This is a genomic window from Pseudomonas sp. P1_F7 (genome assembly GCF_056405655.1).
The window spans coordinates 1-972 of sequence record NZ_JBFUBR010000063.1 but is presented as its reverse complement, the minus strand read 5'-3'; the positions used below and the strand labels follow the sequence as shown (position 1 = coordinate 972).

1 protein-coding gene is annotated in these 972 nt (G+C 64.9%); it reads right to left on the bottom strand.

Annotated features, from left to right (window positions below):
* A partial coding sequence (locus AC1D1M_RS31380) for an immunoglobulin-like domain-containing protein (RefSeq protein WP_477778685.1) occupies nt 1-972 on the bottom strand: 972 nt, incomplete at both ends.

The window sequence follows — 972 nt, the reverse complement described above, 5'->3', positions numbered from 1 at the left end:
CAACGGTGGCGGTGTAGGTGACGGTGCCACCCTCGGCCGCGGTTTCAGTCGCGGAAAGCTTCACGGTAGTGGTGTCGATGGTGTCGGTCACTTCCGTCACCGCTGGAGCGTTGCTCGGCACCAGGTTCTCGAAGTCGCCGCCGGTGGCGGTGGAAATGCTGACTTCGACTTTGCCAGCATCTTTGTAGACGTCGTCTTTTGGTGCATCGACAGTCACGGTGCCGGTGGTCTTGCCGGCGTCGATGGTGATCACCGCGCCGTTCGACAGGGTCACGGTGACCGGCGAGCCGGCGGCGTTGGTCAGGGTCGCGGTGTAGGTGATCGAACCACCCTCGGCGACCGAACTTGTGGCGCTCAGGCTGAGGTTGGTGGTGTCGACGGTGTCGGTCACGGTGGTGCTGACCGGGTTTTTATCGGCCACCAGGTTTTCGTAGTTGCCGCCGCTGACGTCGGTGATCGAGTTGGTCAGCGGGGCGTGACCAGTCAGCACGTCGTTCGGCGCGGTGGTGGACACGCTGCCAGTGGTGTGACCGACGTCGATGGTGATGCTCTGGCCGTTGGCCAACGTCACGGTGACAGGCGAACCGGTGACGGCGGCACCGACGGTGGCGGTGTAAGTAACGGTGCCGCCTTCAGCCGCGGTTTCCGTCGCGGTCAGTTTCACGGTGGTGGTGTCGATGGTGTCGGTGACGCTGGTCACCGCCGGCACCGTGCTCGGCACCAGGTTCTCGAAGCTGCCGCCGGTGGCGTTGCTGATCGTGGCCTGAACGGTGCCGGCGTCTTTGTAGACGTCGTCTTTTGGTGCATCGACAGTCACGGTGCCGGTGGTTTTACCGGCGTCGATGGTGATCACCGCGCCGTTCGACAGGGTCACGGTGACCGGCGAGCCGGCGGCGTTGGTCAGGGTCGCGGTGTAGACGATCGAGCCGCCCTCGGCCACGGCATCCGTCGCGCTCAGCGACAGGTTGGTCG